General features: G+C 71.6%; 20 protein-coding genes. 12 read left to right on the top strand and 8 right to left on the bottom strand.

Going from position 1 to position 25,679, the window contains the following annotated elements; all coding sequences use genetic code 11:
- Positions 1-65: 65 nt before the first annotated feature.
- Positions 66-551 carry a hypothetical protein gene (locus tag ACSJJR_RS05640; RefSeq protein ID WP_435942571.1) on the bottom strand — a complete coding sequence of 162 codons (486 nt, stop codon included), beginning with the start codon at positions 549-551 and terminating at the stop codon, positions 66-68.
- Entirely contained in the window at positions 533-1,177 is a 645-nt protein-coding gene (locus tag ACSJJR_RS05645) for a TetR/AcrR family transcriptional regulator (RefSeq protein WP_435942573.1), read from the bottom strand. The genes ACSJJR_RS05640 and ACSJJR_RS05645 overlap by 19 nt, the downstream gene beginning before the upstream one ends.
- A gap of 124 nt (positions 1,178-1,301) precedes the next feature.
- Between ACSJJR_RS05645 and ACSJJR_RS05650 the strand changes: the two genes are divergently transcribed.
- Positions 1,302-2,615: an MFS transporter gene (locus tag ACSJJR_RS05650; RefSeq protein ID WP_435942574.1), complete on the top strand. Its 1,314-nt coding sequence runs from the start codon at positions 1,302-1,304 to the stop codon at positions 2,613-2,615.
- Between the two features lie 44 nt (positions 2,616-2,659).
- On the opposite strand, the gene ACSJJR_RS05655 is transcribed toward ACSJJR_RS05650, so the two are convergent.
- Positions 2,660-5,509, bottom strand: coding sequence for a cation-translocating P-type ATPase (locus ACSJJR_RS05655; RefSeq protein ID WP_435942576.1), 2,850 nt, complete (start codon positions 5,507-5,509; stop codon positions 2,660-2,662).
- Positions 5,510-5,688: 179 nt separating this feature from the next.
- Here ACSJJR_RS05655 and ACSJJR_RS05660 point away from each other — a divergent pair, with 179 nt between their 5' ends.
- The 6 genes from ACSJJR_RS05660 (at position 5,689) to ACSJJR_RS05685 (ending at position 11,180) form a co-directional block, all read left to right on the top strand.
- Positions 5,689-7,962 (top strand): transglycosylase domain-containing protein, encoded by a 2,274-nt coding sequence (locus tag ACSJJR_RS05660; protein WP_435942577.1) that lies wholly within the window; start codon positions 5,689-5,691, stop codon positions 7,960-7,962.
- A gap of 206 nt (positions 7,963-8,168) precedes the next feature.
- Positions 8,169-8,456, top strand: coding sequence for a 30S ribosomal protein S6 (gene rpsF, locus ACSJJR_RS05665; protein ID WP_435942578.1), 288 nt, complete (start codon positions 8,169-8,171; stop codon positions 8,454-8,456).
- A gap of 27 nt (positions 8,457-8,483) precedes the next feature.
- A complete protein-coding gene (locus ACSJJR_RS05670) occupies positions 8,484-9,053 on the top strand; it encodes a single-stranded DNA-binding protein (protein ID WP_435942579.1) in 570 nt (189 codons plus the stop codon).
- A gap of 89 nt (positions 9,054-9,142) precedes the next feature.
- Positions 9,143-9,379, top strand: coding sequence for a 30S ribosomal protein S18 (gene rpsR / locus ACSJJR_RS05675; protein ID WP_166858113.1), 237 nt, complete (start codon positions 9,143-9,145; stop codon positions 9,377-9,379).
- Between the two features lie 15 nt (positions 9,380-9,394).
- A complete protein-coding gene (gene rplI / locus ACSJJR_RS05680) occupies positions 9,395-9,850 on the top strand; it encodes a 50S ribosomal protein L9 (RefSeq protein WP_435942580.1) in 456 nt (151 codons plus the stop codon).
- A gap of 334 nt (positions 9,851-10,184) precedes the next feature.
- The gene (locus ACSJJR_RS05685; RefSeq protein ID WP_435942581.1) at positions 10,185-11,180 is read left to right on the top strand and encodes a hypothetical protein; all 996 of its coding nucleotides are present in this window, start codon (positions 10,185-10,187) and stop codon (positions 11,178-11,180) included.
- A gap of 114 nt (positions 11,181-11,294) precedes the next feature.
- Here the strand turns inward: ACSJJR_RS05685 and ACSJJR_RS05690 are convergent, their stop codons facing one another.
- On the bottom strand, positions 11,295-12,683 hold the full coding sequence (locus ACSJJR_RS05690) for an MATE family efflux transporter (RefSeq protein WP_435942671.1): 1,389 nt from the start codon (positions 12,681-12,683) through the stop codon (positions 11,295-11,297).
- Positions 12,684-13,200: 517 nt separating this feature from the next.
- Here ACSJJR_RS05690 and dnaB point away from each other — a divergent pair.
- On the top strand, positions 13,201-14,745 hold the full coding sequence (gene dnaB, locus ACSJJR_RS05695) for a replicative DNA helicase (RefSeq protein WP_435942583.1): 1,545 nt from the start codon (positions 13,201-13,203) through the stop codon (positions 14,743-14,745).
- A 111-nt stretch (positions 14,746-14,856) separates the two neighbouring features.
- Here the strand turns inward: dnaB and ACSJJR_RS05700 are convergent, their stop codons facing one another.
- Positions 14,857-15,675, bottom strand: coding sequence for a bifunctional hydroxymethylpyrimidine kinase/phosphomethylpyrimidine kinase (locus tag ACSJJR_RS05700; protein ID WP_435942585.1), 819 nt, complete (start codon positions 15,673-15,675; stop codon positions 14,857-14,859).
- 116 nt (positions 15,676-15,791) lie between these two features.
- Here ACSJJR_RS05700 and ACSJJR_RS05705 point away from each other — a divergent pair, with 116 nt between their 5' ends.
- The 3 genes from ACSJJR_RS05705 (at position 15,792) to ACSJJR_RS05715 (ending at position 21,110) form a co-directional block, all read left to right on the top strand.
- Positions 15,792-17,132, top strand: a complete 1,341-nt coding sequence (locus ACSJJR_RS05705) for a Fic family protein (RefSeq protein WP_435942587.1) — start codon at positions 15,792-15,794, stop codon at positions 17,130-17,132.
- A gap of 81 nt (positions 17,133-17,213) precedes the next feature.
- Entirely contained in the window at positions 17,214-19,265 is a 2,052-nt protein-coding gene (locus ACSJJR_RS05710; RefSeq protein ID WP_435942588.1) for an alpha-amylase family protein, read from the top strand.
- A gap of 87 nt (positions 19,266-19,352) precedes the next feature.
- The gene (locus ACSJJR_RS05715) at positions 19,353-21,110 is read left to right on the top strand and encodes an L-serine ammonia-lyase (RefSeq protein WP_435942590.1); all 1,758 of its coding nucleotides are present in this window, start codon (positions 19,353-19,355) and stop codon (positions 21,108-21,110) included.
- A 154-nt stretch (positions 21,111-21,264) separates the two neighbouring features.
- Here the strand turns inward: ACSJJR_RS05715 and ACSJJR_RS05720 are convergent, their stop codons facing one another.
- On the bottom strand, positions 21,265-21,519 hold the full coding sequence (locus tag ACSJJR_RS05720; protein WP_435942592.1) for a Txe/YoeB family addiction module toxin: 255 nt from the start codon (positions 21,517-21,519) through the stop codon (positions 21,265-21,267).
- 6 nt (positions 21,520-21,525) lie between these two features.
- Positions 21,526-21,783: a type II toxin-antitoxin system Phd/YefM family antitoxin gene (locus tag ACSJJR_RS05725; protein ID WP_435942594.1), complete on the bottom strand. Its 258-nt coding sequence runs from the start codon at positions 21,781-21,783 to the stop codon at positions 21,526-21,528.
- Between the two features lie 237 nt (positions 21,784-22,020).
- Between ACSJJR_RS05725 and ACSJJR_RS05730 the strand changes: the two genes are divergently transcribed.
- Positions 22,021-23,856 carry a glycoside hydrolase family 13 protein gene (locus ACSJJR_RS05730; RefSeq protein ID WP_435942595.1) on the top strand — a complete coding sequence of 612 codons (1,836 nt, stop codon included), beginning with the start codon at positions 22,021-22,023 and terminating at the stop codon, positions 23,854-23,856.
- Positions 23,857-23,927: 71 nt separating this feature from the next.
- On the opposite strand, the gene ACSJJR_RS05735 is transcribed toward ACSJJR_RS05730, so the two are convergent.
- Entirely contained in the window at positions 23,928-25,655 is a 1,728-nt protein-coding gene (locus tag ACSJJR_RS05735; protein WP_435942597.1) for a carbohydrate-binding domain-containing protein, read from the bottom strand.
- Between the last annotated feature and the right edge of the window lie 24 nt (positions 25,656-25,679).

A 25,679-nucleotide genomic window follows, 5' to 3' on the forward strand; every position in this document is an offset into this window, starting at 1 on the left:
ACCCCCAGCATAACCTCGTTCCCCTTCCCCCCCCCCCCCCCGTGCCCAACACCCCCCCCACCGCCTCAGCCTGTGGGGGGCCCCAGGGTGAGGTGGCCCGGAAGCGCCGTGTCCTGCCCGGCGTTGGCGAAGCGCAGCGCCGCCCCGCCCTCGAGGGGGTTGACGACCCGCAGCAGCAGACTCGTCGTCGCGGCCGGCGGGTCCAGGGTCCCCGTCCACAGTGAGGTGCGCCCGGGCAGGAGGGCGTGCAGGTCGCCGTCGAGCACCGCCCTGGCCAGCAGCCAGGTCGCGTGGGTGATCTCGACGGCCTCAGTGAGGTCCTGGGCGACGAGCCCCACCTGCTGCTCGCAGCTCCTGGGGCCCTCGAAGACGCAGGACTGGAGCGGCGGGTAGATCTCGCCGCCCATGGGCCGGGTGCGCACACCCTCATCGAGCAGGTAGCGGGGCAAGGCGCTGGGCCGCCCCGGGAAGTCGAGGTACAGGCGCATGACCACCTGGTGCCCACGGGAGGCGACCGCCTCCAGCGCGCCCCTCAGCGGTAGCCGTCCCACACCGGCGAGGGGAACAGGACGGCCTCCCAACGCGCCCACAGCCCGGCCAGGGACACGGTGGGGCGGCGGAAGAAGCGCGTCTGCGCGCCATCCATCGCCTGGAGCGCGAGCTCGACGAGCGGGCGCATGCCCGCCCAGCCGCCGGCGGCCTCGACCTCGGGGGGCAGGCGCCAGGTGAACTGCGAGTAGTAGTCCCACACGGCGTCGGGGCGGTCGATGAAGTGCGTGTAGGCGGGGTGGTCGGGATCGTTGGCGCACTCGGCGCCGAGCGTCATGTACAGGCCCATGAGCGCGGGCCGGGCCTCGTTGTAGGCCACGAGGTAGCGCAGGTAGGTCGGCAGGCTCATGCCCTCGGGGTGCGTGGCGGCGGGGTCGCCGGAGTCGAGGAAGTCCTGCGGGGTGCCCTGGCGGTCGTAGCGGTCGGACAGCAGGAGGGTGAGCAGCCCGTCCTTGGTGCCGATGTAGTGCAGCAGCCCCGCCTGGGTGATGCCGACGGCGTCCGCGACCTCCTGCAGGGCCAGTCCGTTGAAGCCCTTGCGGGCGACGAGCGCGGTGGCGGCCTCGACGATCTGCTCGCGCCGCTGCTCCGCGGTGAGACGGACACGCTTGGTGCTCGTGGGGCTCATGGCGGCGATCCTATCGGTGGCCGCGCACCCGGCGTGGCCCAGGGGCTCGGCCACAGGGGGCGTCGCAGTCGACACGCTGGCGGGCGCGACGCCGTCGGAGCCCCCTGTGGGAGAAGGTGTGCGCATGCGGCTGACCGACGACCTCACGGACCTCGCCACCGTCCCGGCCTTCCGCACCCTGCTGGGTGTGCGCCTGGTCTCCCAGACCGGCGACGGCATGGTCCAGGCCGGGCTCGCCACCCTCTTCTTCTTCCAGCCCCAGAACATGACGACGGCGGCAGGCGTCGCCTCCGCCCTCGTCGTCATGCTCCTGCCCTTCTGCCTCGTCGGTCCCTTCACCGGCCCCTTCATCGACCGCTGGCGCCGCCGCCAGACCCTGTTGTGGGGCAACCTCCTGCGCGCCGGGCTCATTGGCCTGACCGCGCTCGTGCTGCGGTCGGCCGGGGTCGGAGCGGCCGTCTACGTGCTCGTCCTCACCGCCCTGGGCGTCAACCGCTTCCTGCTGTCCGTGCTCTCCGCGGGCCTGCCGCAGGTCATCGACCACGAGCGCCTGCTCGTCGCCAACTCCCTGGTGCCCACCCTCGGCGGTGCGGCGACGGCGGTCGGCGCCGTCATCGGCCTCGCCCTGCGCCTGCTGCTGCCGGCAGGGGCCGCCCAGGACACCGCGAGCCTCGCCAGCGCCGTCCTCCTCTACGTGCTCGCCGCCGCAGTCGTCACCCGCCTCGGACGCGACGAGCTCGGCCCCGAGCACCCGGCTGCCGAGGGCACGGCCAGGGCACTGGCCGCCACCGCCACCGAGCTGGCCGACGCCCTGCGCTACCTGCGGCGCCGGGCCACCCCCGGCCTCGCCCTAAGCACCATGGCGCTGCACCGCTTCGTCTACGGCATGCAGCTCATCACCATCATCCTCGCCGCCCGCAACCTGCTCGCCGCGCCGCAGGACGCGGACCGCGGCCTGGCCCTCTTCGGCACGCTCATGGGCGCGATGGTCGCGGGGCACGGCCTGTCCATCGTGCTCACGCCCCTGGCCCACGAGAGGCTCGCCCCCTCCACCTGGGTCGTCATGTGCCTGCTGGGAGGCTCGCTGGGACAGCTCGTGCTCGTCGCCTCCCACGAGCAGCTGGCGATGACAACGGGGATCTTCGTCTTCGGCGTCGGCGTCCAGGGCGCGAAGATCGCCGTCGACACCATCGTCCAGTCGGACACGGCTGACGCCTACCGTGGACGCGCCTTCTCCATCTACGACGTCCTGTTCAACACCGCCGAGTGCGTGGCCGCGGGCGTGGCCGTGCTCGTCCTGCCCGACGTCGGCTGGTCCCGGCCCGTCCAGGCGCTCCTCGTCCTGTTCGTCTGGGCCGTGGCGCTGTGCTACCTGCGCGGCGTGCGGCGCCTGGGCGACCGGCCGCGCGAGGTCACCGGGCTGCCGGGTCTCGACTGAGGCGGGCCGGGCGGGGGCCCACCGGCCTGCGGGGCCGGCGCCTGTCAGCCCCGGGCCCGGCGCACCACCTTGCGCAGCTCGTCGAACCACAGGACGAGCGAGCCCATGACCAGGCACACCGCCCAGTGGGTGAGGTCGAGCGGCGCCGTCGAGAAGGCCGCCTGCAGCACCGGAACCTGCACGACCGCCACCTGGAGCGCCACGCCCAGCGCGATCGCGCCCCACAGCCAGCGGTTGACGAAGAGGTGGCTGAAGGCGGACACGCTCTGCGAGCGCGAGCTGAGCGTGTTGAACAGCTGGGCGAGGACCAGCGTGGTGAAGGCGGCGGTGCGCGCCGTCGTGAGGTCGTCCACGGAGGTCCCCGCGATCTCGATGAGGCCGCCAGGCAGGAAGATGTCGAGGGTCGCCAGCGTCGCCAGGCCCATGACCGCGCCGGCCATGATGACGCCCGCCCACATCGAGGCGTCGATGACCCGGTCCGTGGGCCTGCGCGGCGAGCGCCCCATGACGTCCTCCACGCTCGGGTCCACACCCATGGCCAGCGCCGGGCCCGAGTCCGTCACGAGGTTGATCCACAGGATCTGGGTGGCCACGAGCGGCAGCACCACACCCGAGGTCGCGTGCTCGCTGAGCCCGATGACCCCGGCGAGCACGACGCCACCGAAGACCGTCATGACCTCACCCATGTTCGAGCTCAGCAGGTAGCGCAGGAACTTCCTGATGTTGTCGAAGATGCGCCTGCCCTCGGCGACGGCGGCGACGATGGTGGCGAAGTTGTCATCCGCCAGCACCATGGTCGCGGCCTCCTTCGTCACCTGCGTGCCGGTGACGCCCATGGCCACGCCGATGTCCGCCTGGCGCAGCGCCGGGGCGTCGTTGACGCCGTCGCCGGTCATGGCGACCGTGTGCCCCTGGGACTTCAGGGCGGCGACGATGCGCATCTTGTGCTCGGGGGCCACGCGCGCGTACACGTTCGTGCACGCCACGGCCCGGCCCAGGGCACGGTCGTCCATGGCGGACAGCTCGCGGCCCGTGAGCACGCTCGCGCCCGCCTCGGCGATGCCCAGGTCTGCCGCGATCCGTCCGGCCGTGGCCGGGTGGTCACCGGTGATCATGAGGACGCGGATGCCCGCGCGGTGGGCCTCGGCGACAGCGTCGGCAGCCTCGGGGCGCGGCGGGTCGATGATGCCGACGACCCCCGCCAGGACGAGGGAGTGCTCCAGGTCGGAGAAGTCCGCTTCACCACCCTCCGCCAGGGCCCGGGTGACGCGCGCGGTCTCCTCGGCGGTGAGCAGGCGCGAGGCGACGCCGAGGGTGCGCAGCGCCCGCCCGGACATGGCGCCGATGGCCTCGGTGAAGTGGCGGCGCACCGCCTCGTCGAGCACCTGCTCGCCCGTGCCGCGACGCACCTGGGTGCAGCGTTCCAGCAGGACGTCGGGGGCGCCCTTGGAGATGATCGTCACCCGTCCCTCGTGGCGGGCGTCGGTGTAGATGACGCTCATGAGCTTGCGCTCGGAGGTGAAGGGGACCTCGCCTACCCGCTCGAAGCGGCCCTCACGGCGGCCGTTGGTGCCGAGCTTGCGCTCCGCGACGAGGAAGGCGCCCTCGGTGGGGTCGCCGATGACGGACCACACGCCCTCGTCGGCGGCGAGCTCGGCGTCGGAGGCCATGGCGCCGCCGGAGAGCACCACCGTGACCTCGGCGAGCTGGTCGCCGGCGAGCTCCTCGACGTCGGGGGCGCCGTCGCCGTCGGCGTCGGGGGAGACCTCGCCCTCGGGCACGTAGCCGGTCCCGGTGACGACGGCGTCGCCGGAGAGGGTGACCACCTCCTGGATCGTCATCTCCGAGCGGGTGAGCGTGCCGGTCTTGTCCGAGCAGATGACGGAGGCTGACCCGAGGGTCTCCACGCTCGTGAGCTTCTTGACGACCGCCTTGTGCAGGGCCATGCGCTGCACGCCCAGGGCCAGCACCACCGACAGGATCGCGGGCAGGCCCTCGGGGACGGCGGCGACGGCCAGGGACACGCCCAGCAGCAGCGCGTCGATGACGGTGTGGCTCGTGATGACGTCCGCGAGCAGCAGCAGCGTGGCCACGGTGACGACGGCGATGACGACGACGATGGCGCCGAGCATCTTGGAGATCTGGGCGATCTCCTTCGACAGGGGAGTGGGCTCCTCCTCCACCGAGTCGAGCATCCGGGCGATGGCGCCCATCTCGGTGTCCGCGCCGGTGGCGGTGACGACGGCGCGGCCCGTGCCCTGGGCGACGGAGGTGCCGCGGTAGACCATGGAGCTGCGCTCGGCGAGCTCCGCCTGGGCCTCCACGGCCTCGGCGGTCTTGGACACGGCGTCGGCCTCACCGGTGAGGGAGGACTCGATGACGCGCAGCGCCGCCGCCTGGGCCAGCCGTGCGTCCGCCCCCACCTGGTCGCCCTCACCCAGGAGCAGGACGTCGCCGACGACGAGGTCGCAGGAGGGGACGAGCAGGCGGTTGCCGCCGCGCAGGACGGTGGACTGCGCCCTCGTCATGGCGGACAGGGCGGCGACGGCGTCGGCCGCCTTGCTCTCCTGGACGAAGCCGAGGACCGCGTTGAGGGTGATGACGGCGAGGATGACGAGGGCATCCACCGGCAGGCCGTGCGCCCCCTCCAGCACCCAGGCGGCCGCCGAGATGAGGATGGCGGCGATGAGCAGGTAGACGAGCGGGTCCTGGAAATGGGCGAGGAAACGCCGCCAGGCGGGCACCGGGGGTGTCGAGGGCAGCTCGTTGGGCCCGTCGGTGGCGAGCCGGCGCGCGGCCTCCTCGGGGGTCAGGCCGGTGGCCGTGTCCGTCCCGACGGCGGCGGCAACGGCCTCGGCGGTCTTGCTCCAGACGGTGGTGGTTGGGGGTGTCATGGGATCACCCTGGCCGATGCGAGGGGCGGGCGTCATCCGCTTTCGCCTTCGGCTGGCGCGCAGGCGGACTCCAGTCGCTTCCCGTGATCTGCGTCCTGTCACCGGCGCCCGGCAGACGCCATAATTGACGGCGTTCGTGCGGCCCGACGGCCGCGGACCCGATCCGAAACGAGGAGCGCGTGGCAGACACCAGCGCGAACGGCGGTGGCCGCCCCACCGGCCGACGCCTGGCCGACGCGGCCAGGAGCAGCAGCACGAGAACCCCTCGCAGCGGAGGTGGGCGCACCGCCCGCCGTCGGCCCGCCACGAGCGCGCCCGCTCGCAGCCGCGGCACCGCCGCCCGCCGCCCCCAGGGGCGCCGTCGCCTCATCAACTACCCGCGTGCGGGCAAGGGCCCCGTCATGCGCTGGCTTCCCGGCTGGCGCTTCCTTCTCGGCTCCTTCCTCCTGCTCGTCGCGGCCCTGGCCACCGGCTTCATCGTCGCCTACAGCGTCATCAAGGTCCCCGAGCCCAGCGAGTTCGCCCAGGCCCAGTCCACCAGCGTCTACTACGCCGACGGCGTCACCGAGATGGGCACCTTCGCCGAGGTTGACCGCACCATCATCGACACCACGACGCTGCCGCAGTACGTGGGCAACGCGGTGGTCGCCAGCGAGGACCGCACCTTCTGGACCAACAGCGGGGTCGATCCCAAGGGCATCGTGCGCGCCCTGTGGAACAACCTGCGCGGTGGTGCCACCCAGGGCGCCTCCACCCTCACCCAGCAGTACATCAAGAACTACTACGTCGATACCACCAGCTCCTACGTCGGCAAGTTCCAGCAGGCCATCATGGCCATCAAGATCGACCGCGAGCTGCCCAAGGAGCAGATCCTCGGCTCCTACCTCAACACCGTCTACTTCGGCCGTGGCGCCTACGGCATCGAGGCCGCCTCCCAGGCCTTCTTCGGCCACCCGGCCAGCGAGATGACCATCGCCGAGTCCGCCCTGCTGGCCGGCATCCTGCCCGCTCCCAGTGCCTGGGACCCCGCCATCGACCCCGAGCAGGCCGCCTCGCGCTTCGAGCGTGTCCTCGACCTCATGCTCGAGGACGGCCACATCACCCAGGCCGAGCACGACGCCGCCGTCATGCCCGAGACCATCGCCAACGACGACGCCGAGGTCTACGGCGGCCCCAACGGCTACCTTCTGCAGATGGTGCGTGCCGAGCTCCAGGCCGACGCCGGCCTGAGCGCCGAGCAGATCGACACCGGTGGCTACACCATCGTCACCACGATCGACAAGACGAAGCAGGACGCCGCCGTCGCCGCCGTCGCCAACCTCCCCGAGGGCCACTCCGAGAACCTTCGGGCCGCCCTCGTGTCCATCGACTCCGCCACGGGCGGGATCGTCGCCCTCTACGGCGGCTCGGACTACCTCACCAACCAGGTCAACGCCGCCACCGACGCTGTCGCCCAGGCGGGCTCGACCTTCAAGCCCTTCGCGCTCGTCGCCGCCCTCGAGAACGGTGACACCCTCGTCAACGGCTACAGCGGCGCCTCCCCCATGGAGATCGACGGCAACACCTTCAGGAACTTCGGCAACGTGTCCTACCCGTGGTCGAACCTCATCAGGATGACCGCTTACTCCATCAACACCTCCTACGTCCAGCTCAACCGCGACCTGGGCGCGGAGGTCACCAACGAGGTCGCCGTGCGCGCCGGCTACCCCTCGGACACCATCGGTCTGGACTCCTACGCCCAGAACGTGCTCGGCTCTGCCTCCCCCCACACGATCGACATCGCCACCGCCTTCGCGACCTTCTCCGCGCAGGGCGTGCGCCATGACACGCACATCGTCGCCTCGGTGACGAACTCGGCGGGCTCGGTCGCCTACCAGCCCTCGACTAACGGCGAGCGGGTCTTCGACCAGGGCGTCATGGCCGACGCCACCTACGCGATGCAGAAGGTCGTCGAGTACGGCTCGGGCACGACCGCCCTCGCGCTCGGCCGCCCGGTGGCCGCCAAGACCGGGTCGTCGTCGGACAACAAGTCCGCCCAGTTCGTCGGCTACACCCCCCAGATCACGACGGCCGTCACCCTCTACCAGACGGGTGCGGACGGCTCGGAGGAGTCGATCACCCCCTGGGGCGAGTACGACGAGATCACCGGCTCGACCTACCCGGCTGACATCTTCACCGAGTACATGGCCACCGCGCTCGCGGACCTGCCGGTGGTGAGCTTCCCCGACCGCACCGAGGGCTCCTACAACCGCGGCGGCCTGTACGGCACCGCCCAGTCCATCGAGGAGGCGACGACGCCGGCTCCCACCGAGGAGTCCACCGCCACCCAGAGCGCCGAGGCGCCCACCGAGCCCCAGCAGCCCGCGCAGCCTGCCCAGGAGCCGAGCCAGTCGGTGCCGACGCGCCAGCCTGAGCAGGAGCCCACGGCTGGCTCCACCCAGGCCACCGGGTAGTCCCTGCGGGGGCTGAGGGGCCGTCGTCGGCGTGCTGGATCCCACGCGCTGAGGCGGCCCCTCGCCTTTTCCCGCCTGGAGCCCTCCGGTAGGGTCGTGACCTGGTTGCGCCATCGGGCACCCGTCCGGACCGCGCAGCCCACGCATCACCCTCCTGTCACGGAAAGACCGTGACCGCCACAGACCAGAGGAGGTGGGTACCAAGCATGCGTCACTACGAGATCATGATCATCCTCGAGCCCGAGACCGACGAGCGCACCGTCGCCGCGTCCCTCGAGAAGCTGCTGCAGGTCGTTCCCAGCAACGGGGGCACCGTCGACAAGGTCGACATCTGGGGCAAGCGCCGTCTTGCGTACGACATCAAGAAGAAGTCCGAGGGCTTCTACGTCGTCGTTGACATGACCACCACGCCGGCCATCGCTCAGGAGCTCGACCGCCAGCTCGGCCTCAACGAGACCGTCCTGCGCACGAAGCTGCTGCGTCCCGAGGCCTGAGCCTCGGACGGGGAACGGTAGACGAGCATGGCTGGCGACACCGTCATCACGATCATCGGCAACCTGACGGCCAAGCCGGAGATCCGCTACACCAACTCCGGCGCGCCGGTGGCCTCCTTCACCATCGCCTCCACGCCGCGCACCTTCAACCGCCAGGCGGGTGAGTGGCAGGAGGGCGAGACGCTGTTCATGCGCTGCTCCGCGTGGCGTGACATGGCGGAGAACGTCGCCGACAGTCTCGACAAGGGCATGCGCGTCATCGCCCAGGGTCGTCTGCAGCAGCGCTCCTACACGGACCGTGAGGGCGCCCAGCGCACCGTCGTCGAGATGCAGGTCGATGAGATCGGCCCGTCCCTGTGGCGCGCCAAGGCCCAGGTCACCCGCACCTCGGGTGGAGGCCAGGGCGGCTACAACCAGGGTGGCGGCCGCGGGGGCTACAACCAGGGCGGCGCCCCGCAGGGCGGCTACCAGGGTGGTGGCAACAGCGGTTACGGCGGCCAGCAGGCCTCCTACAACGCCCCCTCCGGCGGCTCCACGGACGACCCGTGGGCCACGGGCGGTGGTGCCACCAGCTTCGGTGACGAGCCCCCGTTCTGATCGTTCTCCCGGCGCCGCGACCGTGCGCAGCGCCCCACACCCCCAATCTCGTATGAGCGCCCCGGGCGCTCGGACCAAGGAGTACCACTATGGCGAAGCCTCAGCTTCGTAAGCCGAAGAAGAAGCTCGGCCCGGTCAAGGCCATCAGGGTCGGCACCATCGACTACAAGGACACCGCCACCCTGCGGAAGTTCATCTCGGACCGCGGCAAGATCCGCGCCCGCCGCGTCACCGGCGTCTCCGTCCAGGACCAGCGCAAGATCGCCAAGGCCGTCAAGAACGCCCGCGAGATGGCTCTGCTCCCCTACTCGAGCTCTGCTCGCTGATCGGAGGACACCGACATGACCACCAAGCTCATCCTCACGCACGACGTGACCAAGCTCGGCTCCGCTGGCGACGTGGTGGAGGTCAAGGACGGTTACGCCCGTAACTACCTCGTGCCCCGCAAGCTGGCCACGCCGTGGACCAAGGGCGCCCAGCGCCAGATCGACCAGATGGCCGAGGCCCGCCGCAAGCGCACCATCGAGTCGCTGGAGCAGGCCCAGGCCGGCCGCGCCTGGCTGCAGGACAACGTCGTCACGGTGACCGCCACCGCCGGCGCCAACGGCCGCCTCTTCGGTGCCGTCACCACCGCCGAGCTCGCCGAGGCCGTCAAGGCCGCTGGGGGCCCGGTCCTGGACCGCCGCAAGATCGAGGTCATCCCCCCGATCAAGTCGACCGGTCGCCACTCGGCCACCGTGCGCCTGCACGCCGACGTCGTGGCCCCCCTCGAGGTCAACGTCGTCGCTGCTCGCTGAGCGCCGCTGACTAGCCGTCGCCGACGGCACGTGGGAGCCCGCCACCACCTCGGTGGCGGGCTCCCACGCGTCTCCCCGCCCCGCCCCCCCACCCCCCCTGCCCCTGCCCGCCCTGCCCAGCCCCCCAACCCGCGAGTTCGGCCCTGAGGACACGAACGCGGCGCCTAAGGAGCCGACCTCGCGTCCTCAGGGCCGAACTCGCGAGGGACGAGAGGCCGCCAAGGCGCCGGGCGTCGGACCTAGCCGGGATCCACAGCGCCGTGCCGTGCAGTCGTGTCCACAGGCGGGCCCGAGGAAGATGCGCTCGGGCTGCGTGGTCCTCAGGATCACGTCCATGGATAGGTACCCGCAGCCCCCACACCTGCCGGTCGTCGTCATGTCCAACCGGACGCCGACGGCGATGAGCCACCCAGTCCGTCTCATGCGCGGCCTCTACACCGACCTCGACCTTTCCGCCCTCAAGTCGTGGCAGGTCAGGCGCGAGCTCAGCCTTGCCAGGTGCACCGCCGCACCATGGCGCTTCCGGTCCGCCCGTTGCCTGAGCCACGAGTCCGCCGCGCTTGTCCACGGGCTGACGGTGCGCTCCCAGGAGCCGGATGTCAGCATCGTCGTGCGCTCGCGCCCGAGCCCGACGACGCAGCGCCTGCCCGCCGTCGCGGGTGGACGCCAGGACGTGCGCGTGCGCCGTCGGGTGCTGTCAGTCCCAGAGGAGGACATCACCGTCGTCAGCGGCCTCGCGGTGACGAACCTGCTGCGCACGGCTGTGGACTGCGCCTTCGACCTGCCCGCACATGAGTCGGTGTGCGTCATCGACTCCGCACTGCGTGCGCTGACCCGTCCCGACCGGTACCGGCGCCTCTCCAGCGATCGGCGCGTCGCCGTGGCCGTGCGTGCGCTGCAGGCGGCCGTCGAGGCACAACCGGGCAGACGAGGTGCGCGCCGGGCACGCGCCGTGGTGGCGATCGCGTCGGCGTGGGCGGAGTCCCCCGGGGAGTCGGTCCTGCGGTGGTTCGTCTCCGCTCTGGGGCTGCCAGCGCCGGTGCCCCAGATGGGTATCGAGGTGGAGGAGACGATGGAGGTCTTCTTCCCAGATCTCGCCTGGCCCGAGGCGCACGCCTACCTTGAGTTTGACGGAGAGCTCAAGTACCGCGACGAGCGGAGCCTGTGGCGCGAGAAACGGCGCAGGGACGCGCTGGCGAGGATGGGCTGGCGGTGCCTGCACGTCACCTGGGCGGACCTGCGCGACCAGCGCGGGCTGAGGACGCGGCTGCTTGCCCTCCTGCCCCCGGGCACCTCAGGAGGCGGACGTGTGCGCGACCTGTGGCGGTAGCCGGGCCCTGCGCCGGCTGCCCTGCGCGAGCTCGGGTCCTAGCGCGCGAGCTCGGCCCCCTAGCGGACGACCTCGCGGCCTTAGCGCCGAGCTCGCCCGACTGGGGGAGGGGACTCAGTGGCGCCAGGCGTCACTGCGAGCACGCAGGCCCGTGGTCACCACCCGCGCACCCATGAACACCCACGCGAAGGCGGCCCACAGCCACACCAGGCCCGGGGCCCCGCCCGACGGCCACCCGGAGTGGACAGCCACCGTCAGCGGCAGGTAGGGCACCAGCGTGATGAGTCCCGCCCTCGCCAGGTACACCCCGTCGCCCGCACCCATGAGCACGCCATCGAAGAGGAAGACCGCGCCCGCCACCGGCAGCGCCGTGGCCGTCACCAGCAGCGCCGGCACCACCGCCGCCACCACCTGCGGGTCGGAGGTGAACAGCTGGGGAAGCCACGGGCTCAGCACCGCCAGGAGGAGGCCGGTCACCACGCTGGTCCCCACGCCCCAGCCCAGCGACCGGCGCAGCACCGCGTCGATGGACAGCAGCGGCTCCTGATCGGCCTGCCCGGGAGCGTCTGGCTGTGGCGCGGCGTCCTGCGCCCGGGCGCCGCCTGCTGCGGCATCCGCCTGCCCCAGGGCCGTTCCGATGAGCGCCTGCGCGGCGATCGCCAGGGCATCGAGGCAGAAGGCGGTGAAGGTCCACAGGGAGATGACCACCTGGTGGGCGGCGAGCGGCACCTCACCCAGCGCCGTCGCCGCCCACACGGTGGCGAGGATGGCAGCGCGCAGGGTGAGCGTGCGCACGAGCAAAGGGGCGCCGGCACCCAGCGAGGCCCCCAGCCCCGCGCGCCTCGGCGCCAGGCCCACGCCCTCGGCGCGGGCCGTGAGCGCCACCGGCAGCGTGAGCGCCACCGCCATGAGCGTCTGGGTGATCGCCGTGCCCAGGCCCGAACCGGCCACCCCCATGCCGACTGCGTACAGGAAGGTCGCGTTGAGGACCACGTTGACCACCGCGCCGGCGGTGGCGACGACGAAGGGTGTGCGCGTGTCCAGCAGCCCGCGCAAGGTCCCCGTGGCCGCGAAGACCACGAGCATCCCGGGCAGACCCGGCGCGGAGGCCCGCAGGTAGGCCACCGATGCCCGGGACACCAAGCCGTCGGCGCCCAGCACACCGGTGACCCAGGGGGCCAGGGACCACAGCAGGAGCGCAGCAGCGGTGCCGAGAAGCAGGGCGAGCCACAGGCCATCGACCCCGGCGCGCAGACCGCCCCCACGGTCGCCGGCGCCGAAAAGGCGAGAGGTGGTGGCCGTCGTGGCGTAGGCGAGGAAGACGAACAAGCCGACGACGGTGGTGAGCACCGTTGAGGCCAGGGACAGTCCGGCCAGACTCGTTGCGCCCAGGTGCCCGACCATCGCGGAGTCGATGATGACGAAGAGGGGCTCCGCAACCAGCGCGCCGAGCGCGGGGACGGCGAGGGACAGGATGCGGCGGTCGAGCGCCCGCAGGGGCATCACGGCGGTGCGGGCGGGCACAGCCGGGCGGGCGCTGTCCCTAGGCTGCGGTCCTGAGGATGCTGGCGGCACGGGTCTCTCCACGGGGCGGGGGCGGTCAGTGTCTCATGCGCCCCCTCGCGGGCCGGCGGTGGCAGGAGGCCTCCGGCGCCGGCACCCAAACCTCAGGCACGGGTTGAGGTATGTCCACAGGCAACCGGACTTGTCCACAGATCCTCCCGGCAGTGCCGGCACCGACTCACACGGTAGGAAAACGTTGTGTTCACGCGGATCTCCGGATTGCGTGTTTCTCGTCATGCGAGTTCATCACATGGTTGTCCACATGTCATGAGCGTGTCGGGCACAGGCCTGACCCGTCACTCCACAGGCCGTCCCGCGTTGTCCACATGACCCTGCCCCCGAGCGTTTGCCCACGCCCCCGCGGGTGGCTATGGTGCGCGCGCACGGGACCTGAGCGGCGGCGTGGGGACGGACCCCGCGGACCTAGCCGTGTCCACGCGCGGGCGAGGAGGAGCGGATGACGGACATCGACCCGGGGGCAGAGCCCTCCTACGAGACCCCTTACCCCGACGCGGCCGGTGCCCGCTCCGACGGCGCCCGCCCCGACGGCGAGGGCTGGGGCCTTCGCCGTCGGGGCGCACGCGACCGGACCGAGCGCCGTGACCCACGTGGAGCCCGCTTCGACGGCGTCTTCGACCGCGTCCCCCCACAGGACCTGGCTGCGGAGCAGGCCACGCTCGGCGGCATGCTCATGAGCAAGGAGGCCATCACCGACGTCATCGAGGTGCTGCGCGGCCCCGAGTTCTACAAGCCCGCCCACGAGATGATCTTCGACGCCATCGTCGAGGTCTACAACCGCTCCGAGCCTGCCGACGCCCTCATCGTCTCCGACGAGCTGTCCAAGCGCGGCGAGCTCGAGATCGTCGGCGGCGCTGCCTACCTGTCCGACCTCATCGCCGGCGTCCAGGTCGCTGCCAACGCCGCCTACTACGCGCGCATCGTCAAGGAGAAGTCCCTCATGCGCGGGCTCGTCCAGGCGGGCACGCGCATCACCCAGCTCGGCTTCTCCACCGACGCCGGGGACATCGACGAGCTCGTCACCATGGCGGAGGCCGAGGTCTACGCCGTCGCCCACCGCGACGGTGACCGGGAGGACTACATCGCCGTCGGACAGCTGCTCAACGAGACCAACCTCGAGATCGAGGCCGGCCAGTCCCAGGACCGGGGTGCCTCCTGCGGTGTCCCCACGGGCTTCATCGAGCTGGACGAGCTCTTCACCGGCGGGCTCAAGGGCGGGCAGATGGTCATCATCGCGGCGCGCCCCGCCATGGGAAAGTCCACGCTCGCAGTGGATATCTGCCGCTCGGCCTCGATCCACTCGCGCGACGAGAGCGGCAGGGCCATCACCTCCTGCTACTTCTCCCTGGAGATGGGCCGCAGTGAGCTCATGATGCGCGTGCTGGCCGCCGAGTCCGGCGTCGAGATGACCAAGCTGCGCGGCGGCAAGAAGATGAGTGACCGCGACTGGACGGACGTCGCCCTCGCCTACAACCCCGTGAGCGAGGCCCCCCTGTTCATCGACGACTCCCCGAACCTCACGATGCCCGAGATCCGCTCGAAGGCGCTGCGCCTCAAGCAGCAGCACAACCTGGGCCTCATGGTCATCGACTACCTGCAGCTCATGAGCTCGGGCAAGCGCGTGGAGTCCCGCCAGCAGGAGGTCTCGGAGTTCTCGCGCTCGCTCAAGCTGCTCGCCAAGGAGCTCGAGGTCCCGGTCATCGCCGTGGCGCAGCTCAACCGCGGGCCCGAGCAGCGCACGGGTAACAAGCCCCAGATGTCTGACCTGCGTGAGTCGGGCTCGCTGGAGCAGGACGCGGACATCATCATGCTGCTGCACCGGCCGGAGTACTACCAGCCGGAGGACCGCCCGGGAGAGGCCGACATCATCGTCGCCAAGCACCGCAACGGCCAGACGCGGGTCATTCCCGTGGCCTTCCAGGGCCACCTGTCGCGTTTCGCGAACATGGCCCGTGACATCGCCCCGGCTGAGCCGGAGTACTGAACCGGGAGGGTTCCCGACGGCCGGGGGAGCGCTGAGCCGGGCGGGCTGAGCCGGAGCGCTGAGCCGGAGCGCTGAGCCGGGCGGACGCGCCCGCCCCCGGCCCGGCTGGCGTCACGCCTGGTACCAGCCCTGCCAGACGTAGGTGAAGGGGATGTGGCCCCGCATGCCGATGGACGCGTTGACGACGTTCTTCGCCGTGACGGCCGCCTCCAGCGGCGTGGCGCCCTTGGCGAGCTCGGCCGTCACCGCTGCCGCCAGCGTGCAGCCGGCGCCGTGGACGCGCACGTCGCCAACGGCCTCGGTCTCCAGGACCTCGAGGTTCGTGCCGTCGTAGAAGACGTCGAGGGCCGTGCCGGTGCCGAGGCTCGGTCCAGCCTTCGCCAGCACGTTCGGCACGCCGTGGTCGTGGATGCGCTTGGCGGCGTCCTTGAGCTGGGCGACGGTCATGATCTCGTCCATGCCGGCGAGGGTCGCCGACTCGAAGAGGTTCGGCGTCGTCATCCTCGCGCGCGGCAGGATCCGGGCGCGCAGCGCGTCGTCGACGGCCTTGGCCTCAGCGAACTCCTGGCCCTTGCACACGAGCACAGGGTCGAGCACGACGTTGGTGAAGCCGTGGGTCTCCAGGGCCTGGTCCACAGCCTCGATCGTCGGCAGGGAGCCGAGCATGCCGATCTTGACGGCGTCGATGCGGGGGTTGACCCCCACGCAGGCCTCGACCTGGTCCAGGATCACCTGGGGCTCGATGCCGACGACGCGGTGGTTGAAGTCGTGGGCGGGGTCCATGGAGACGATGCAGGTCAGGGCCAGGCAGCCATACACGCCGAGCTGGGTGAAGGTCTTGAGGTCCGTCTGCGCGCCGGCGCCGCCGGAGGCCTCGGAGCCGGCGATGGCGAGGGCGATCGGAGGTAGGGGCTTGTTGACTGTAGCCATGGCAAGAGCCTGCCCCTGGATGGGGCTCTGTGCAAACATCGCGCCCCAACTGTCACCAACTGCTAATTTAGGCTAGATTAGCAACAAGTGACAGGTCGGTAGCGAGGTGCTGTGATATGAAGGTTCCTGTTCCACCGCCGGCGGCTGTGGAGGTGCTTCTGACTCGCTTGGCTGGGGACGGTCGTCTGACTGAGGTGCTCGTGTCGCCGTCGATGGCGGACGCCGACTACCGACCGTGGGAGTGGTTCTTCCGCCACGACCCGCCAGCGGGTCTCACGCGTGAGCAGTGGTGGGTGGCGGTGCGGCTGCGCCGAACCCAGACCGCCCGCCCCACTCCATTCACGATGACGAACGGAACCCAGTTCACCTACAACCTGCCGGACTCGCTCCTGCGTGTCATCGATGACGTGTCCGCGCGGGCGCGGGGACAGGTCGAGCTGCCCGAGCCCATCGCCAACGCCGCGACGCGAGACCGCTACCTTGTGCGCTCGCTCATCGAGGAGGCGATGACCTCCTCGCAGCTCGAGGGGGCCTCAACCTCTCGGGTACGGGCCAAGCAGATGCTGAGGGAGGATCGCTCCCCCCGTGACCGTAGCGAGCAGATGATCCTCAACAACTACAGTGCGATGCAGCGTGTCATCGCGCTCAAGGACGAGCGGCTGACGCCGGGGCTCGTCCGTGAGATCCACCGGATCGTCACGGATGGGACACTCGACGACCCGGCCGACGCCGGTCGGCTCCAGCGCCCGGGGGAGCCGAGGGTCCGCATCTACGGCACCCAGACCGAGGAGCAGGTCCTTCACGTCCCACCTCCGGCCGAGGCCTTGCCGAAACGACTTGAGACTCTGTGCCGCTTCGCCAATGACGTCGACCGGCCTGACGGCACGGTCCCCTACATGCCGCCGCTCCTGCGCGCGCTCACGCTGCACTTCATGATGGGCTACGACCACTACTTCGCCGACGGCAACGGCCGTACGTCGCGGGCCGTCTTCTACTGGTCGATGCTCCGCCAGGGCTTCTTCCTCACCGAGTTCCTGTCGATCTCGCGCCTGCTGAGGAAAGCACCCGCCCGGTACGCGCGTAGCTTCCTGCTCACCGAGCAGGACGAGGGGGACCTCACGTACTTCTACCTGGCCCAGGCGCAGGTGGTGGTGCGCGCGATAGACGAGCTCGACGCCTACCTGGCCCGCAAGACCGGCCAGCTGCGCGAGGCCACCCGGCTCCTGCGTGACCTCGGGCTCAACCACCGGCAGGTCGCGCTTGTCGAGACCTTTCTGCGCGACCCGGCCAGTAGCGCCACTGTGGAGGCGCACCGCGCGACGCACGGCGTGGTCCCGCAGACGGCCCGCACGGACCTGCAGGACCTGGAGCGTCGAGGCCTGCTCGTCAGTGCCAGGCAGGGGCGCAAGGTCGTGTGGTTCCCCTCGCCCGACCTGGCGGAACAGGTCGGCGGCTAGCGGGACCCGCTCTCGCCCACAACCGCACGGAGCGCCCCCAAGTCCTCCCCCCGGCCGCCCCGCATGCGCGACCATAGTGATATGAGCGCCACCACACCCTCCCGCAGCCCCTGGTCCACGGACAGCGCCGTGCCCGAGCAGGTTCGCGGCGCCGTTGACGCCGTTCTCGACGACGCCGCCCTGCCGGAGCCCGAGCGAGAGGTCCTCACCACCCGCGTCGAGCGCTGGTACCCCGACGTCATCGACGGCCTGGTCACCCTCTACGGCGAGCGCGGCAACGGTGCCGTGCGCGCCACCGCGGTCCACCTCCTCACCGAGGCCACCACCGCGTGGGTCGCGCGCGACCCCCAGCTGCGCCGGCTCGACCTCGCCCGCACCCTCGACCCCACGTGGGTCCAGGATCCCTCCCGCATCGGCTACGCCGCCTACACCGAGCGCTTCGCTGGGGACCTGCGCGGGGTCGAGGAGCGCATCTCCTACCTGCGCGAGCTGGGGGTGACCTACCTGCACCTCATGCCCCTGCTCACCCCGCGCCCCGGCGACTCCGACGGCGGCTACGCCGTCGCCGACTACCGCTCGGTCCGCCCGGACCTGGGTGGCATGGAGGACCTGGAGCACCTGGCCGGGCAGCTGCGCGCCCACGGGATGAGCCTCGTCATCGACCTGGTCCTCAACCACGTCGCCCGCGAGCACGAGTGGGCGCGACGCGCCCGCGCTGGTGAGCAGCGTTACCGCGACTACTTCTACATCTACCCCGACCGCACCGAGCCGGACGAGTACGAGCGCACCCTGCCGGAGATCTTCCCCGACTTCGCCCCGGGCAACTTCACCTGGGACGAGGAGGCCGCCGGCTGGGTGTGGACCACCTTCAACTCCTTCCAGTGGGACGTCAACTGGCGCAACCCCCACGTCATGGAGGAGTACGTGTCCATCGTCCTGGACCTGGCCAACCGGGGGGTGGAGGTCCTGCGCCTGGACGCCATCGCCTTCACGATCAAGCGCAAGGGCACCGACTGCCAGGGGCAGCCCGAGGTCCACGCCATCACCCAGGTCCTTCGGGCGCTCACGCGCATCGCCTGCCCCGCGGTCGATCTCAAGGCCGAGGCCATCGTCGCGCCCACCGAGCTCCTGCAGTACCTCGGGCAGGGGCGTTACACCGGCAAGGTCTCCGACCTGGCCTACCACAACTCCCTCATGGTCCAGGTCTGGTCCATGCTCGCCTCGCGCAGCGTCGGCCTGGCCGCACGGGCGCTGTCCTGCCTGCCGGTCGAGCCGGCCACCGCCACGTGGATCACCTACATCCGCTGCCATGACGACATCGGCTGGGCCATTGACGACGCCGACGCCGAGGCCGTGGGGCTCACCGGCTTCTGGCACCGGCAGTTCCTTGCCGACTGGTACCGGGGTGTCTACCCCATGAGTGACGCGCGGGGCCTCGTCTTCCAGTACAACCCCGTCACCCAGGACCGGCGCATCACCGGCACGGCCGCCTCCCTCATCGGCATCGAGGCGGCCGCGGAGGCCGTCGAGGGCATCGGCGACGACACCCCCCGGTGGCGTGAGGAGGAGCTGCGCACCTGGCTCGCCCAACGCCTGGACGCGCTGCGGCTGGCGAACGCCATCATCTACGGGTGGGGCGGGGTGCCGGTCCTGTGGAGCGGCGACGAGGTCGGCCAGCTCAACGACCCGAACTGGGACACCGAGCCCGGGCACGAGACGGACTCGCGGTGGGCCGGCCGACCGGTCCTGTCCGACGCCCTCGTGGCCCAGCGCCACGACCCGACGACGGTTGCCGGCCGTGTGTTCGGCGACCTCGTGACGCTCGGACGGGTGCGGGCCTCACTGCCGCAGCTGCGTGCGGACGTGCGCACCCAGGTGGCACCGGTGGATGACGACGGCGTCCTCGTCACCTTCCGCGACCACCCGCGGGGCAGCTTCGTCGGCGTCTACAACGTCACCCCCGAGTGGCGCTCGGTGCCGGCCTCCCGCCTGGCCGGGTACGGCGTGCTGGGCGCCGTTGACGTCCTGACGGGCACGGTCCCGGAGTGGTCTACGACGCTGGAGGGCGCGGGCGACGGGCTCGTCCCGGTGCCGCCCTACGCCGCCTGGTGGCTCGTGCGCGCCACGGACTGAGGCCGGGACACCACCAGCCCGCCGGGGCGGTGGGGCGCGCAGACGGTGGCCTGCGGGCGGCTGCCCCGATCGGGGCATCATGGCCCCATGACCAGTGACCTCGTGAGGAACCGGCCGAGTGCCCCCAGCACCGCCGTCGGTGCTGGGGGTGGCGCCACCGGCGGCGTCGCGAGCGACCGGCCCGCGCCCCTGCCCGCGCCGGGCGCCGTCTCCGCCCTGTCTGCGGATGACGGCCCCGACACGACCCTGCACCTCGCGACGCTGGACGCCGCCACACCCGCTGCGCTCCTGGCCGGTGAGATCTCCGCCGAGCAGGCCTCGCGCCCCCTGAGCGTCTTCGACCTCATGCGCATCGGCATCGGCCCCTCCTCGTCCCACACCGTGGGCCCCATGCGTGCGGGGCGGGCCTTCGCCGACGAGCTCGCGGCCGCCCTCGCCCCCGGAAAGGGGGCGTCCCCGCAGGCAGCCGGGCCAGCCGAGCAGCCCTGCGGTGACCCCACGTGCTCCGCCGCGCCCTCGTCCCTGCTGCCCGCGGGCCCTGACCAGGTCACCCGACTCACGGTCGAGCTCTACGGCTCCCTCGGCGCCACCGGCCGCGGGCACGCCACCGACCGCGCCGTCGTCATGGGGCTGGCGGGCTACGAGCCGCAGACGGTTCCCGCCGAGGTCTGTGCCCGGCAGATGGAGGAGGTCACCGCCGTCGGCACCCTCGCTGTTGACGGGGTCGGTGACATCCCCTTCGACCCGGCCACCGACATCCACTTCCTGCCCGGCCGTGTCCTGCCCTACCACGTCAACGGCATGACGCTCACCGCCTACTGCCCCTCTGGCCGGGAGGTCCTGCGCCGCACCTACTACTCGGTGGGCGGCGGCTTCGTCATGGAGGACGTCGGCGTGCCCGGAGCCCCGTCCATCCGTGCGCTCGCCACCGTCTCGAGCGCCGAGGCGCACGCGACGCCTGCCCCCTACCCCTTCTCCTCCTCCGTCCAGCTGCTCGCCATCTGCGAGCGCGAGGGCCTGCGTGTCTCCGACGTCGTGCGTGCCAACGAGGTCTCCGCGCGGAGCGAGGAGGAGGTCGATGCCTACCTCGACCGGCTGCGTGCGACCATGAACGCCTGCATCGAGGCGGGCATGGCGTGCGACGGTGTGCTGCCCGGCGGCCTCGGCGTCCAGCGGCGCGCCAAGGCCCTCCATGAGCGGCTCGTTGCCCAGGCCACTGGCCCTGCCGCCGCCTACACGCAGGCTGACCCCCTGCGCGGCATGGACTGGGTTGACCTGTTCGCCCTGGCCGTCAACGAGGAGAACGCGGCCGGCCGCCGCGTCGTCACCGCCCCGACCAACGGGGCGGCCGGCATCGTCCCGGCGGTCATGCGCTACTACCAGGACTTCGTCCCCGGGGCCGACGACGACGGTGTGCGCCGCTTCCTGCTGGCGGCGACCGCCGTCGGCTCCCTCATCAAGATCAACGCCTCCATCGCCGGGGCGGAGGTCGGCTGCCAGGGGGAGGTGGGCTCGGCGTCGTCGATGGCGGCGGCCGGGCTCGCCGAGGCCCTGGGGGGCACCCCCGCGCAGGTTGAGAACGCCGCGGAGATCGCGATGGAGCACAACCTGGGTCTCACCTGCGACCCGGTGGGCGGGTTGGTGCAGATCCCGTGCATCGAGCGCAACGCCGTGGCGGCGGTCAAGGCGATCAACGCTGCGCGCATGGCCCTGTGGGGCGAGGGTCGGCACGCGGTCTCCCTCGACACGGTGATCGAGACGATGCGCCAGACCGGCGAGGACATGCTCGCCAAGTACAAGGAGACGAGCCGCGGCGGCCTGGCCGTCAACGTCGTCGAGTGCTGAGCGCGCGCCGCCCCGGCCCCCGCGCCGCCCCTGCGCCCGCCCCGCCCCGCCGTCGTCCCGCCGTCGAACTCCTCGGTTTGCGCGCGAACGTACGGCAGAACCCCAGGGAGTTCGCACGCAAACCGAGGAGTTGGACGGGGAGTGGCGTGTCCCCTCACTCGTAGTGGAAGCGGCAGGAGGCGACGAGGACGGTGCCGTCCTCGTCGATACGGTAGACAAGCCGGTGCTCGTCGGTGATCCGGCGCGACCAGTATCCGGAGAGCTGGAACCGCAGCGGCTCCGGCTTGCCGATGCCCACGTTCCCGCCGCGCTGGATGTCGCGCAGCAGCCGATTGATCCGTTTGAGGACGGTGCGGTCCGCCGCCTGCCACCACAGGTAGTCGTCCCAGGCGTCGTCGTCCCAGGTCAACGCACGTCAGTCGTCCTCGATGAGCCCGTGCTCGGCACCGTGGCCGTTCTCAAGCCGTTCGATCGAGGCGAGCAGGCGACGGGCGTTGACGGGGTTGCGCATGAGGTAGTCGGTTTCCTTGAGGGACTGGTACTCCGCCAGGGAGACGATGACGGCGGGTTCATGGCCGGCGCGGGTGATGACGACCTCCTCGCAGTCGTCAACGACCGAGTCGAGGACCTCAGCGTAGCGGGCGCGGGACTCGGTGTAGGTCATCGTCCTCACGGGCGCTCCTCATCGTGTATGCCATACCCAGACACGTACAGGATACTGGACATATCGAGTCGTTGCGAGAGCGCCTGCCAGCGCCGACTCCGTTCGGCTCCACCGCCCCGCCCCGGCCCACGCCGAACTCCTCGGTTTGCGCTCGAACTCCCTGGGCGAACCCCGTGGTTTCGAGCGCAAACCGAGGAGGTGGGCGGATGGTGTAGCGGTACACCAAGAACCTGGCACAATGGCGCGGTGACCGAGACCCGCCAGCGACCCACGTCGAGCCCCGCCCAGGCCGCCCCCGCCCGTCAGTGGTGGCACGACGCCGTCATCTACCAGGTCTACCCCCGCTCCTTCGCGGACCTTGACGGCAACGGCACCGGCGACCTCCGGGGCATCACGAGCCGCGTGCCCTACCTGAGCGCGCTCGGTGTGGACGCCGTGTGGCTGTCCCCCTTCTACCCCTCCGCCCTCGCCGACGGCGGCTACGACGTGGACGACCACCGCGACGTCGCCCCCGAGATCGGCACGATGGCCGACTTCGACGAGATGGTTGCCGCGCTGCACAGCGCGGGCATCCGCGTCCTCGTGGACATCGTCCCCAACCACACCTCCAACCGTCACGCCTGGTTCCGTGCGGCCCTCGCCGGTGGTCCCGACGCCCCGGAGCGGCGCCTGTACATCGTCCGCGAGGGCAAGGGCTCCGACGGCGAGCTGCCTCCCAACGACTGGTGCTCCCTGTTCGGCGGCTCCATCTGGGAGCGCATCGACGACCTCGACGACGCCGGCCGTCCCCTCACCGGCCCTGGGACCGGCCGCCCGTTCCAGTGGTACATGCACATCTTCGCGCCTGAGCAGCCGGACCTGAACTGGGAGGAGCCGACCGTCCACGCGGACCTCATCGAGACCCTGCGCCTGTGGAGCGACCACGGCGTTGACGGCTTCCGCATCGACGTCGCCCTGGGCATGACGAAGGACCTGAGCCAGCTGGACCGGCCCTGGTCCGAGCTGCCCTGGCCGCTGACCGCCGACGGCTCCCACCCGCTGCTCGACCGCGACGAGGTCCACGACATCTACGCCGAGTGGCGCCCGGTCCTCGAGGCCTACGACCCGCCCCGCTTCGCCGTGGCCGAGGCCGGTGTCGCGCCCGAGCGCCGCGCCGCCTACGCGCGCAGCGTGGGCCAGGCCTTCAACTTCCAGATGCAGGACGCGGACTTCACCTCCGCCTCCTACGAGTGGGCGATTCGCGCGGGGCTCGCGGACCTGGCCAGCTGCGGCTCGACCACCTGGGTCCTGGGCTGCCACGACGTCGTGCGCGTCGCCAGCCGCTACGGCTTCGACCCCGCCGGGCTGCCCGCTGAGCAGGACGGTGAGCACGCGGGCGGGCGCACGTCCCGGACGACAGACGCCCAGGGCGACGTCTTCGGGCGCTCGCTGGAGCTGGCGCGCCGCTGGCTCCTCGCCGACGGCGACGACCCCCTGGCCCGTTACGACGCCGCCGCGGGCCGCCGTCGGGCCGCCGCCGGGGCCCTCGCCGTCATGGCGCTGCCGGGCTCGATGTACGTGTGGCAGGGCGACGAGCTTGGCCTGCCGGAGGTCCCCGACATCCCGGAGGAGCGGCTGCAGGACCCGATCGCCAGGCGCAACCGCGCCGTGGAGAAGGGGCGCGACGGGTGCCGTGTGCCGCTGCCGTGGACGGCTCGCGGTGCCTCCTGCGGCTTCGGTCCCGACGGCGGGGCACAGCCGCACCTGCCGCAGCCCTCGTGGTGGGGTGAGCTGTCGGTCGAGAGCCAGGAGGGCCAGGAGGACTCCGTCCTGTCCGTCTACCGCCGGGGGCTCGCAGCCCGTCGCGCGCTGGTGGCCAGCGGCGTTGGCGACGAGCTCAGGTGGGTGCGCCGGGAGGAGGGCGTGCTCGCCTTCGCCCGCGGTGCGGTGCAGTCCTGGACCGCCTTCGGTGCGCAGGTCGAGCTGCCGCAGGGACGGGTCCTCGTCTCCTCCGCCCCTGTCCAGGAGCGCGTGGGCGCCGACGGCCGGACGGTCCAGGTCCTGCCCGCCGACGCCACCGCCTGGGTGCACGTCGGGCCCTGAGCCCTCACGCGGGGCCCTGGTCCCGGAAGGCCGGGTCTCAGCGTGAGGACCCAGTGACTCGGGGGCCGCTGTCAGAAGCCTGCGCGCGCGCCGGCAGAGCCACCGGAGCCACCGGGACCGCCGGAGCCACCGGGGCCGCCTCCCATGGCGCCGGGCCCGCCGCCCATGCCGGCGCTGAGCGCGGAGGCCGACGCGATGAAGGATCCCCCCGACGTCGTCGATACCGTGTACGAGACGGCCTCGGTCAGCCCCAGCACGGTGACGCTGCTGTCGGAGACCGTCGAGGTCACGGACCAGCTCGTCCCGTCGTCGCCCGTGACCGTGAGCGTGTCACCCGCCGCGACCGCCAGCGAGCCGGTGACGCCGACCAGCTGGCTCTCGCCGTTGACATCCACCGAGCCGTCCATGGCGCCGGCCGCGCCCGAGATGAGCACCTGCCCGCCCGTGACGTATGCGGAGCCATTGGAGTCGATGCCGTCGGAGGCGGCGAAGTCCACCTGGACGGTGCCGCCGGAGACCGTGAGCACGGAGCCGTCGTCGGCCTCGGAGTCCGCGGTCTCGTAGCCCTCGATCGTGTAGTCGCCGTTGGAGGCGTTGATCCCGTCGTCGCCGGAGCTGATGGACAGCTCGCCGCCGGTGACCGTGACGAAGGCCCCCTGGATCCCCTCGTCGGCGGCGTCGATGCGCACGCTCCCCGAGGACTGGGCGTAGGCGACGCCGGCGTTGACGCCCTTCGGGGACTCCTCAGCCCCCTCCCCAACGGCCTGGGCCTGCCCGCCCCCGGCCGTGATGGTCACCGTGGCGCCGTCAACGACGACGTCGGTGGTCGCGGCGATGCCGTCATCGCCCGAGGTGATGGTGACCCGTGCGGCGCCGAGCGCCACGAAGCCCTTGGTCTCGTCGTTGTCCTCGGTGGACTTCAGGCCGTCGCCTCCTGCCGTGACCGTGAGCGTCCCGCCGGCGACCAGCAGCCAGTCCTTGCCGCGCAGGCCGTCGTCGGCGGCCTTGACGGTGATGACCGGATCCCCGGTGACCGCCAGGCCGTTGGTCGAGGAGATGGCGTCATTCGACTGGCCGGTGACGGTGAGCGAGCCGGTGCCGGTGAGGGTGAGCGTGTCAGAGGAGTACAGGGCGGCGGTGGGCGCGTCCTCACTGGTGTCGGCGTAGGCCGCCCCGTCCGTCAGCGTGTTCGTGCTGTCCTTGGCCAGGACGACGACGCTGCCCGCGTCCTGGATGTTGACCGCGGCGCCGTCCGCGTTGCTGATCGAGGCCCCGTCGAGGACGAGGACGACGTCGGCACCCTCGGCGTTGACGACGACCTCGCCGTCGTCGAGGGTCCCGGTCAGGACGTAGGTGCCCGAGCCGGTGACCGTCACGGTGGTGCCGTCCACCTTCACGAGGGAGGAGGCGCTGCCGGAGGCGGTGACGGAGCTGCCGTTGAGCGTGATGGTTGTGGCGGTGGTGGCGTCATAGGTGCCCTTCTCGTAGCGGGCGCCTGCGGCGACGGCCTCAGAGGTGTCGGCGTTGGCGGCGAGCACGGTGGCGGCGTCGGCGCCTGCGGTGGCCTGGCGCACGGCGGCGGATATGGTGGTCCAGGTCGTTCCTGAGTCCTGAGCGCTGGCGTTGGTTGCGGCGACGGCCTGCGTGGCGGTGTCTGAGGCTCCGCTCGTGCTGGCCACAGTGCTGCCGCAGGCGGCGACGAGGGCGATGGCGGCCAGGGCGGCGATGGCCCCGGTGGCCCGGCGGTGGGAGGCGCGGCGGGCGTTCCGGCTGGAGCGGCGGGTCAGGGTCGGTGTCATGGTGAGGCTCCTTTGGTGCGCGGT

It is taken from the genome of Actinomyces sp. W5033 (assembly GCF_051303165.1).

What these genes read in the sequence shown, in the direction of transcription:
- ACSJJR_RS05645 (WP_435942573.1), bottom strand. Translation starts at nt 1,177, where the DNA reads ATGAGCCCCACGAGCACCAAGCGTGTCCGTCTCACCGCGGAGCAGCGG.
- rpsR (WP_166858113.1), top strand. Translation starts at nt 9,143, where the DNA reads ATGGCGAAGCCTCAGCTTCGTAAGCCGAAGAAGAAGCTCGGCCCGGTC.
- rplI (WP_435942580.1), top strand. Translation starts at nt 9,395, where the DNA reads ATGACCACCAAGCTCATCCTCACGCACGACGTGACCAAGCTCGGCTCC.
- ACSJJR_RS05700 (WP_435942585.1), bottom strand. Translation starts at nt 15,675, where the DNA reads ATGGCTACAGTCAACAAGCCCCTACCTCCGATCGCCCTCGCCATCGCC.
- ACSJJR_RS05735 (WP_435942597.1), bottom strand. Translation starts at nt 25,655, where the DNA reads ATGACACCGACCCTGACCCGCCGCTCCAGCCGGAACGCCCGCCGCGCC.
- ACSJJR_RS05710 (WP_435942588.1), top strand. Translation starts at nt 17,214, where the DNA reads ATGAGCGCCACCACACCCTCCCGCAGCCCCTGGTCCACGGACAGCGCC.
- ACSJJR_RS05670 (WP_435942579.1), top strand. Translation starts at nt 8,484, where the DNA reads ATGGCTGGCGACACCGTCATCACGATCATCGGCAACCTGACGGCCAAG.
- ACSJJR_RS05655 (WP_435942576.1), bottom strand. Translation starts at nt 5,509, where the DNA reads ATGACACCCCCAACCACCACCGTCTGGAGCAAGACCGCCGAGGCCGTT.
- ACSJJR_RS05650 (WP_435942574.1), top strand. Translation starts at nt 1,302, where the DNA reads ATGCGGCTGACCGACGACCTCACGGACCTCGCCACCGTCCCGGCCTTC.
- ACSJJR_RS05690 (WP_435942671.1), bottom strand. Translation starts at nt 12,683, where the DNA reads ATGCCCCTGCGGGCGCTCGACCGCCGCATCCTGTCCCTCGCCGTCCCC.
- ACSJJR_RS05685 (WP_435942581.1), top strand. Translation starts at nt 10,185, where the DNA reads ATGGATAGGTACCCGCAGCCCCCACACCTGCCGGTCGTCGTCATGTCC.
- dnaB (WP_435942583.1), top strand. Translation starts at nt 13,201, where the DNA reads ATGACGGACATCGACCCGGGGGCAGAGCCCTCCTACGAGACCCCTTAC.
- ACSJJR_RS05705 (WP_435942587.1), top strand. Translation starts at nt 15,792, where the DNA reads ATGAAGGTTCCTGTTCCACCGCCGGCGGCTGTGGAGGTGCTTCTGACT.
- rpsF (WP_435942578.1), top strand. Translation starts at nt 8,169, where the DNA reads ATGCGTCACTACGAGATCATGATCATCCTCGAGCCCGAGACCGACGAG.
- ACSJJR_RS05715 (WP_435942590.1), top strand. Translation starts at nt 19,353, where the DNA reads ATGACCAGTGACCTCGTGAGGAACCGGCCGAGTGCCCCCAGCACCGCC.